At 49.8% G+C, this 8,624-nt stretch carries 8 protein-coding genes; 5 read left to right on the forward strand and 3 right to left on the reverse strand.

Features of this window, described 5'->3' with window-relative positions:
• Positions 1 to 156 precede the first annotated feature (156 nt).
• The 3 genes from F566_RS0105950 to F566_RS0105960 all read left to right on the forward strand — a co-directional run bounded on the left by F566_RS0105950 (position 157) and on the right by F566_RS0105960 (position 2,122).
• Positions 157 to 627, forward strand: coding sequence for a DUF411 domain-containing protein (locus tag F566_RS0105950; RefSeq protein WP_020406070.1), 471 nt, complete (start codon positions 157 to 159; stop codon positions 625 to 627).
• A 210-nt stretch (positions 628 to 837) separates the two neighbouring features.
• Positions 838 to 1,284, forward strand: a complete 447-nt coding sequence (locus F566_RS0105955; protein WP_020406071.1) for a tellurite resistance TerB family protein — start codon at positions 838 to 840, stop codon at positions 1,282 to 1,284.
• An 88-nt stretch (positions 1,285 to 1,372) separates the two neighbouring features.
• Positions 1,373 to 2,122 (forward strand): SDR family oxidoreductase, encoded by a 750-nt coding sequence (locus F566_RS0105960; RefSeq protein WP_020406072.1) that lies wholly within the window; start codon positions 1,373 to 1,375, stop codon positions 2,120 to 2,122.
• 81 nt (positions 2,123 to 2,203) lie between these two features.
• Here the strand turns inward: F566_RS0105960 and ggt are convergent, their stop codons facing one another.
• Together ggt and F566_RS0105975 are read right to left on the reverse strand one after the other, a co-directional pair.
• Complete coding sequence (gene ggt, locus F566_RS0105965; protein ID WP_020406073.1) at positions 2,204 to 3,970, reverse strand: gamma-glutamyltransferase; 1,767 nt, start codon at positions 3,968 to 3,970, stop codon at positions 2,204 to 2,206.
• Positions 3,971 to 4,159: 189 nt separating this feature from the next.
• Positions 4,160 to 5,164: an AraC family transcriptional regulator gene (locus tag F566_RS0105975; protein ID WP_020406075.1), complete on the reverse strand. Its 1,005-nt coding sequence runs from the start codon at positions 5,162 to 5,164 to the stop codon at positions 4,160 to 4,162.
• Between the two features lie 297 nt (positions 5,165 to 5,461).
• Here F566_RS0105975 and F566_RS0105980 point away from each other — a divergent pair, with 297 nt between their 5' ends.
• On the forward strand, positions 5,462 to 6,349 hold the full coding sequence (locus F566_RS0105980) for a metal-dependent hydrolase (RefSeq protein ID WP_020406076.1): 888 nt from the start codon (positions 5,462 to 5,464) through the stop codon (positions 6,347 to 6,349).
• Positions 6,350 to 6,672: 323 nt separating this feature from the next.
• A complete protein-coding gene (locus F566_RS0105990; protein WP_020406078.1) occupies positions 6,673 to 7,434 on the forward strand; it encodes an SDR family NAD(P)-dependent oxidoreductase in 762 nt (253 codons plus the stop codon).
• A gap of 69 nt (positions 7,435 to 7,503) precedes the next feature.
• Here the strand turns inward: F566_RS0105990 and F566_RS0105995 are convergent, their stop codons facing one another.
• Positions 7,504 to 8,253, reverse strand: coding sequence for a substrate-binding periplasmic protein (locus tag F566_RS0105995; protein WP_020406079.1), 750 nt, complete (start codon positions 8,251 to 8,253; stop codon positions 7,504 to 7,506).
• Positions 8,254 to 8,624 lie beyond the last annotated feature (371 nt).

Below are 8,624 nucleotides of genomic sequence, written 5' to 3' on the forward strand. Positions count from 1 at the left end.
ATGACACCCAGGGTCTGCTAAGTTTTACGATAGGTTAACGTTTCCTATAACGCACAGGCCGAACCTGAATACAGGTCAATTACGGCGCGAGAAGTGAAATTTGGTTGTTGGCGTCAAAACTTAGACACCAACAGACCCTTGGCAAAGGAGAATTCAATGAAAAGCTCACTCTTTCCCAAACTGATGTTTCCGATAGTGTTCGGAGCTTCCACGCTGCTGACTGCCGGATACTCCTCAGCAGAAACCATGACGGTGTATAAATCTCCAAGCTGCGGATGCTGCGCTGGATGGGTTAAACATATGGAGGAAGCCGGGTTCGACGTTGAGGTACATAATGTCGATAACGTCAATCCGATCAAGGAGCAGGCAGGCCTACACCCTGAACTCGCGTCCTGCCATACGGCAATGGTTGAGAATTACGTCTTTGAAGGCCATGTCCCTGCGGCAGATATCCGTCAATTCCTGAAACAGAAACCAGATGCCAAAGGTCTGGCGGTTCCAGGCATGCCAGCGGGAGAGAATGTTCCCGGAATGGAGGTTCCCGGCAGAAGGGCCAGTTACGCAAGCTATTTGATTCCCAACTCTGAAGAACTCGGACAGCCGGCAGTCTTTGCTGTTCATGAGTAGAGTTTGCTATTCACGAACAGCATTCGCCGTTTACAACGAACGTTATACAAACTGTTGCAATAAATGAGCCCCTGTAGCATTGGCTCCAGGTGGTTCTTATGCAACAATAATTCCGCTTCCCGTTAAGCTATGCGGATTTTGTATGGGTGGAATATTCTGTTGCTACAACAGGTGCCCAATAGTCATTAACTCTGAGATTAGGTCCTGATCATGTTGAAGAACCTTAAAAACCTGATAGATCAACTGACATCTCAGGATCAGATGCCATTATCGCAACCCGCCCTGGAACAGGTGACAGCGGCTCTCCTGATTCAGCTGGCCAGGGTCGATCAATCCATCGACGATAATGAATTGAGTGTTGTTGAAGACTATATTACTTCCACCTTCCATCTGACTAAGGAGCAGGTATCAGAGGTGGTAGAGGCGGCAAGCCGGACGGCAGAACGTGCCACATCGCTCTACGAATTCACTTCTCAAATCCATGAAAGCTGCACCCCTTCCCAGAAATACCAGATTATCGTCAACCTCTGGCGAGTCGCATACGCAGACGGAGAACTGGACAAATATGAGGAGCACTTCATACGCAAGGCATCTGAACTGCTTTATGTGCCCCACCCCGAGTTTATCCGGGCCAAGCTGGAAGTGACCGGTGGCTGACCATACGGTAGCCTTTTTACGACAAAATGCCGGCTTCAGCATTCCTCATATGATCAATTGGAACCGTTGAACTCACTGGAAACTGACAATGGCTAAAACGGTAGTGCTAACCGGCGCAAGCTCTGGTATCGGCAAAACCCTCGCTGTCGAATTTGCCAATCGCGGCTATCATCTGGGTCTGACCGCCAGACGCCTGGAAGCGCTGGAGTCTCTGGCAGCACAGATTCAGGCTGACCATCCGGGTATTCAAGTGGAGTGCCGCTCCCTGAATGTCAACGAGGTTGCGCAGGTGAAGACTGTACTTCAGGATATACACAAAGCCCTGGGCAAGTTTGATATTGTCATCGCCAATGCAGGTATCGGTGGCAACGGAAGTATTGGCAGTGGGAAGCTACAGCAGGATATCGGCATTATTCAGACTAACCTGATCGGAGCCATGGCGACCATCGATGCGGCGGTAGAAATTTTCAAACAGCAGCACAGCGGCCATGTCGTCGGAATATCTTCTGTCGCGGGATTTAGGGGAGTGCCTGGAGCAGCAGCTTATTCGGCATCAAAAGCAGCTCTGGCTACTTATCTGGATGCCCTAACCACCGAGCTCTACCATACCCCGATTAAAGTAACGACACTCTACCCAGGTTACATTGATACGCCGTTGAACAACAAACTGAAAAAGCGCCCTTTTCTAATCGATGTGAAAACAGGTGCCAGAATCATGGCCAACATGATCGAAAAGGAAGTCACTGAATCCACTGTTCCGGTCTATCCCTGGAGTCTGATTGGCAGGCTGCTGAAAAACCTGCCAAGGTCTATGCTGGCCAGAAAAAGCAACCATTGAGACAAAATGCCGCCGGTGTTTTACGACCGGCAGCTAAGCGTTCAATGTTAAATCCGGAGAGGCCGCATTGAATCAGACAAATCAGAAGCCCATGGCAGAAGAAGTGCTCCGCCGTGGATCAGCCCCACCGTAAAACGTGCCGTCTTCTCCAATCATGATGCTCTGAATAGCCCCCATGGCTGATTTGCGGGAGACTGTGTGGCCAAATCCTTCCAGCAGATCGATGGTGTCCGGGCTGATCCCTTCTTCAATACGGATTTCATCCGGCAGCCATTGATGATGGATACGAGGAGCATTGACTGCAGCCTGCACATTCAGGCTGTGGTCAATCACATTCATGATGACCTGAAGTGTCGTCGTGATAATACGTGATCCCCCGGGGCTACCGGTCACCAGAAAGTTCTTGCCGTCCTTTTTCACGATAGTGGGTGACATTGAACTCAGCATCCGCTTGCCCGGCTCAATCTTGTTAGCTTCTCCACCCAGCAGACCATAAGCATTGGGCACACCGGGTTTGGCACTGAAATCATCCATTTCGTTGTTGAGCAGGAACCCGGCACCATCCACGACAATATGGCTCCCGTAACTGAAGTTGATCGTGTAGGTGTTGGATACCGCATTCCCAAACTTATCCACAACAGAGAAGTGTGTGGTCTCGTTGCTCTCATAAGGAACCGGATTACCGGGTTTTATCGTACTGCTGGGAGTCATATGATCAACTTTGATCTGCTTCCGTAACTCCTCTGCATAGGATTTGGAGGTCAGTCCATCCAGAGGCACGTCTACAAAGTCTGTATCACCCAGGTACTTCGAGCGGTCCGCATAAGCTCTCTTCATGGCTTCAGCCATCAAGTGAATGGTTTTGGCAGAGTTATGTCCATATTCGCCGATAGGATATCCTTCCAGGATATTCAGAATCTGAACAATATGCGCGCCACCGGAGCTGGGCGGGCTCATTGAATAGATGTCGTAACCGCGATAGTTGCCATGAATGGGCTTTCTGATAACAGGTTCATATTGCTTCAGATCCTCCAAAGTAATAAGACCGCCCCCTCGCTGCATTTCAGCGACGAGAAGCTCAGCGGTTTTACCTTCATAGAATCCTTTGACTCCATCTTTGGCGATGCGAGTCAGGGTCGCAGCCAGATCTTTCTGGACAAAGGTGTCACCTGGCTCATAAAAGGAGCCATCCTCTTTGAAAAAGATTTTTCGGGTCGAATCAAACTTTCTCAGGCGCTCCTCTCGATCTTTGATCCCTTTGCTGAATCGGGGGGTGACAATAAACCCGTCAGAAGCCAGACGAATAGCTGGCGCCAGAGCCTCAGAGAGGGAAATGGAACCGTATTTCTCCAGCGCCAGAGCCAATCCAGCTACCGTCCCGGGAACACCCGCGGACAGATGGGAGAACCTGCTCAGTTCAGGATCAGCCTCGCCTTCGGCATTCAGGTACATATCCCGTGTCGCCGCTGCCGGTGCCTTTTCACGGTAATCAATCGCGATGGTTTCATTTTTCTTTTCTGACGACACCAGCATGAATCCGCCACCGCCAATATTCCCCGAGCGCGGCTGGGTAACAGCCAGGGCAAAAGCTGCCGTGACTGCTGCATCAACAGCATTACCGCCGTTCTTCAGGACCTCCAATGCTTCCTCAGTGGCCAGGAAATGACTGGTTACGACCATCCCCTGTCTGGCCTCAAGAGGCACACTGCGATCGCCTTCAAGGATAGCGGCGCTTTCGACTGTGGTTGACACAACAGCTGTTGAGACAGAGAGTGCGAGGGCCAATGACAGCCATTTCGGCTTGCTACCGGTTGGGTTTCGTTTGGGTCTGCTTGTTATTAGTTCCATAAGATTACCTCCTGTATTTAGCCACAATGGCCAGATTAACTGGCGAAGAGATGACTGTGTCCACCCTCCGCATCATCACTATACTAACCTGAGAGTTGAGCGGCATGTCCGCAGTTTCCGAAGCCAACCCAGGAGAAACCCGAAACTTCTGTGGAAACCGGCACCATCTATCCTGCCAGACAGAGAATGTCATTCAGGTTTCTTCGAAGTATTGGTCAATGATTCCCGGTACTGACTTGGGGTCTGGCCGATCCAGCCGACAAAAGCCCGACGGAAGTTCGAGGCATCGCTGAATCCGAGAACATGGGCAATTTCATCTATCGTCAGCTCACCTGCTTCCAAATGCTGAATCGCCAATTCCTGCTTCACCTCAGCAACCAACTCCTTGTAGCGACAGCCACTCTCCGACAGTTTTCGATGCAGCGTACTGGCACTGACGTGAAGCCGGTCAGACAATTCCGGTAGTGTCGGAACATCCGGGCAACTCATATAGAGAATCTGTTTGATCTTTTGTGGCAGATTGTCATTTACCAACATCTGCTGCATGCTTTCACAACGCTTGGCAAAAAGCTGAGCCGCTGCGGGGTCTGCCGAAGGCAGCGGATATCTGGCCACTGCCGAGGAAATGATCAGGCCGGAAAACTCCTGTTCAAAATGAACCGGTACACGAAATATCTCAGCATACTGTAAGGAATGGGGAGGCGGGGCATACTTGAACCAGACTTCGAGTCCGGTCAGATGGCCACTCAGAAGAAACTCCGTGGAACAATAGATACTGGTGACCAGAAACTCGGTTGTCAGCCACGGCTGTGCTTCAATGCTATAACTGGGATCAATCCTGACTTCTACCCCTCCGGCGCGCTCTCTGATGTCAAACCTTACCCGGGGCGCCTGGACTTTATAGTACTTGAACAGCAGCGCCAACGCATCGGCATATGTCGCACTCGCCATGGCAGCATAGCCCAGCGGGCCATGGGTATTAATATTCAGTCGTCTGCCAACGTCCAGTCCCAAGGTATGGTTCGGACAACGCTCAACCGCCGTCTGGGTAATGACCTTGATTTTGGCCAGACTCAACAGGGTATCGCTGGTCAATTCGGATTCATCGAGTTCGCACTGGCGGAGAAAATCCTGACGATTAACACCAAGCTCTTCGAGCACGTCAATGAGCGCATTTATGTAGTGTCCACGCATCCCGTCAACCGCTATTATCTATTTACTGGTTATTGTTTTTAGGGAAACTCTGAAAGCACTGTCACACAGTCAATGGCCTCACCAGACAAAAACGACTGGTCGTTACGTTACACCAGAGCTATGTTTAAAGGTATCCAGAACATGTGAGCCATGTCAGGTTGCCGCACTGATAAACATGACAAACAATGACCTGCTGATTAATAATCTGCAACCTGTTGTTCACCCCTGGATCATACTACATTGGGTAAAGTGAACTATGTCAACTTTACCGGTTACGGAAGAAGGATGTCCACGCTTATGTCAGCCCAGCCAGATAAGATACACGACCGCAATATATCGCAGATAAAGGGTGCTTCGGCAAACAAGACCCCTGACTCTATCTCGATAAAACCCCGCCATGTTCATTTCGATGTCAGAGATGAGCTGGCGACCCTATGGCATGGTGGAGACGTTTTCAAAACCGCATTCTTCAACGCACTCTCCCTTCAGTTCCCACGCGGGGAAAGACAGTTTATTGACTCTGTCCGACAATACCGGGATAGAGTGACAGACCCGAAGCTACAGGAAAATATCCGTGGATTTATCGGCCAGGAGGGACTCCACAGCAAGGAGCACCAGTCCTATAACGACGCCCTTTCCCAACGAGGCTATGATATCGAAGGCATGGATAAACGCTTCAGTGCTCACATGGATTATGTTTACAGTAAACGCAAGCACCTCAGACTGGCAGGCACCTGTGCGGCAGAGCATTACACTGCCGTTCTGGCACACGGACTGTTAAACAACCCAGACTGGCTCGAAGGGGCCAGTCCCAGAATGCAGGCTCTATGGCGCTGGCATGCCATTGAGGAAATTGAGCACAAATCAGTGGCGTTTGATGTCTACGAAAGCGAAATCGGGATTTATAAACTACGTCTGATCGTGTTCTTCGTCGTCACATATAATTTCTTCAAATTCACCTTCCTCAATACCTGCAGTATGTTGAAAACAGAGGGTAAACTCTGGAGCCCGGGCACTTGGCTGAAGGGGCTCAATTACTTATGGGGAAAACCTGGCGTAATTCGCAAATGTCTCCCTCAGCTACTGACTTATTTCCGCAGAGACTTTCATCCCTGGCAGCTTGATGAACGCCAGACATTGCAAAGGTGGAGTCAGCAGCTGGAAAACTCCGGTTACGGCAACTGAACCGGATTCTGACTCCCATACTAAACGTCCGCCATTTTCAGGGCGGACAGCTTTCTATATTGGCACCACCGCACCTGTCTCATTTGGCACATGACATGTCGATATAGCCAATTCAAATTTATCCTTCCCCCTGTCACCATCCTGCTAGCCTGCTTACAACCTTCTTTTCGCCTAAAACAACTTTTAACTATAACAACGACAGGACACTTTCATCATGAGCAAACGGACCACTCACCAGTTCCGGCTGGCGCAATCCGCTGAAAAACCTTTCAGCAACAAAGTTCCGAGAATGGAGAAAACCGTACAGGGAGTGAAGAAATAAGATGACCTATTCACTTCAGAACAAAGTCATTCTGATTACCGGGGCTGGCTCCGGTATCGGCAGGGAAACCGCTCTGTTAATGGGGCAGCATGGTGCAGAACTGGTTTTATCAGACATTAACGTCAGTGCCGGAGAGGAGGTCGCCGCACTGATCCTGGAACAAGGGGGACGGGCATACTTTAAAGCGGCAGATGTCGCCAACGCCAGCCAGGTAGAGGCCTTACATCAATACATAGTGGATACATGCAGCGGATTGGATTGTGCCATCAACAGTGCCGGTATCGAGCACGATAATCTGCGGCTGACAGATTGTGACGAGGAGCTGTTTGACCACGTCATCGATATCAATCTGAAAGGCATATTTCTATGCATGCGGGAACAACTCAAAATCATGCAGGCAAAAGGCCACGGACACATTATTAATCTCGCTTCCGTGGCAGGAATCAAGGGGGCTCCGACTCTGGCACCCTATGCTGCCAGCAAGTTCGGCGTCATTGGTCTAACCCGCACGGCAGCCCTGGAATATGCACGTCGGGGAATACGGGTGAATGCCGTTTGCCCCAGCTTTATCAATACACCGATGGTCCAGCGCTCTCTTAAAATGATGGATGAAAAGACCGCTGACAGCATTCGCCATGCCAGCCCGATGAAAAGATTGGGTGAACCTCTGGAAGTTGCCCGGACTCTGGCCTGGTTGGCATCTGACGAGTCGAGCTTCATGAATGGGCACTCGGTGGTACTCGATGGTGGTTTGACTGTCTAGTCAATCCATATGATGGTATTTCTGTCACCGATCAGAACGGCCCTCACCCTTTTTGAAAGCCAGCCTGCTTTACCGGCAGGCTGTTTTAGCCCACTGGGAAAAATAACGGTCCATTAACTCTTTATGACGACCACTACGCTTTACTTCCTGTAACGATTCCCTTAACTGGTGAACAACCTCTGGTGCCGTTGCCCTGCTGGCAATCAGCCATAATTCACTGGATAGCTCTGGTACACTCACTACTTTCTCCAACTTATCCGGGTCAAGCCCCTGATTACACGCCCGATGCTTCAGTGAGTAGTCGGAAAACATAATCAGGTCCACAAAGCCCCGATACAGCCGAGCGATATTACGTTGATTCTCCGTTATTCCGTCGATCAATGAAGAGTCGCCGTTTTCTCCAAACCCTTGATTCACCAGATATTCTTCAAGACTGCTGCCGATCTGGCTGCCAATACGATGTCCCTGACCTTTCAGGTCTTCCGGAGATTCCGCTTTAATGTCATCCCGTGCTGAGAGTTTATAAAAAGACAAGCTATAGGGGGCAACGGTTCCGATCCAGTAATACTTGTCTTCTCTTTCCGGCGTGCGGGAAAGGGAAAATACCAATACATTGGGCTCAAGTTCTGCCAGCATCAGAGCACGTTTCCATGGCAGTATATCCAGCCGGGATATAGTAACCGGCATTCTTTCCTTCATATCACGAACGGCTTCGCGAACCGTCTCAACGACGAAACCTGTTACTTCGCCCTTTTCCGAACGGTACTGCAATGGCGGAAATTCCTGGGTATAAAGCTTCAGTTCCAGCGTATCCCCCACTGCCGCCAGGGAAAGAGAAGGGACAGATGAACCCCACGAAATCAGTATTATTGTTATTGTCCATCTAAGAAGATTGCTGATAGTGGTTTGCTCCCCTGCACCAAAACAAATTCAATATGTGGCAATTAAGCGTCTGCGGATGAAAGTTCCAATATTCAAGCAATATGGAATGATAGAACATTGTCATAAACAACTTATTAGCAGTGACATCAATCGATATTTCAGTGCATCGTATCTAAAGCCCGACTGTTAGGGAGGCTCTGAATAACTCCCCAAATCAGTCATAATACGGCCAACTTCACTCATCAGGAATACTATCCATGGATCAGATGACTTTCTCCGAAGCTGAATACCAGAATAAGAAGCGTAAG

Source organism: Hahella ganghwensis DSM 17046, assembly GCF_000376785.1.
GTDB lineage: Bacteria > Pseudomonadota > Gammaproteobacteria > Pseudomonadales > Oleiphilaceae > Hahella > Hahella ganghwensis.

Excerpts from the sequence above, each read along its gene's own strand:
- F566_RS0105950 (WP_020406070.1), top strand. The coding sequence starts at position 157 with ATGAAAAGCTCACTCTTTCCCAAACTGATGTTTCCGATAGTGTTCGGA.
- F566_RS0105955 (WP_020406071.1), top strand. The coding sequence starts at position 838 with ATGTTGAAGAACCTTAAAAACCTGATAGATCAACTGACATCTCAGGAT.
- F566_RS0105960 (WP_020406072.1), top strand. The coding sequence starts at position 1,373 with ATGGCTAAAACGGTAGTGCTAACCGGCGCAAGCTCTGGTATCGGCAAA.
- ggt (WP_020406073.1), bottom strand. The coding sequence starts at position 3,970 with ATGGAACTAATAACAAGCAGACCCAAACGAAACCCAACCGGTAGCAAG.
- F566_RS0105975 (WP_020406075.1), bottom strand. The coding sequence starts at position 5,164 with ATGCGTGGACACTACATAAATGCGCTCATTGACGTGCTCGAAGAGCTT.
- F566_RS0105980 (WP_020406076.1), top strand. The coding sequence starts at position 5,462 with ATGTCAGCCCAGCCAGATAAGATACACGACCGCAATATATCGCAGATA.
- F566_RS0105990 (WP_020406078.1), top strand. The coding sequence starts at position 6,673 with ATGACCTATTCACTTCAGAACAAAGTCATTCTGATTACCGGGGCTGGC.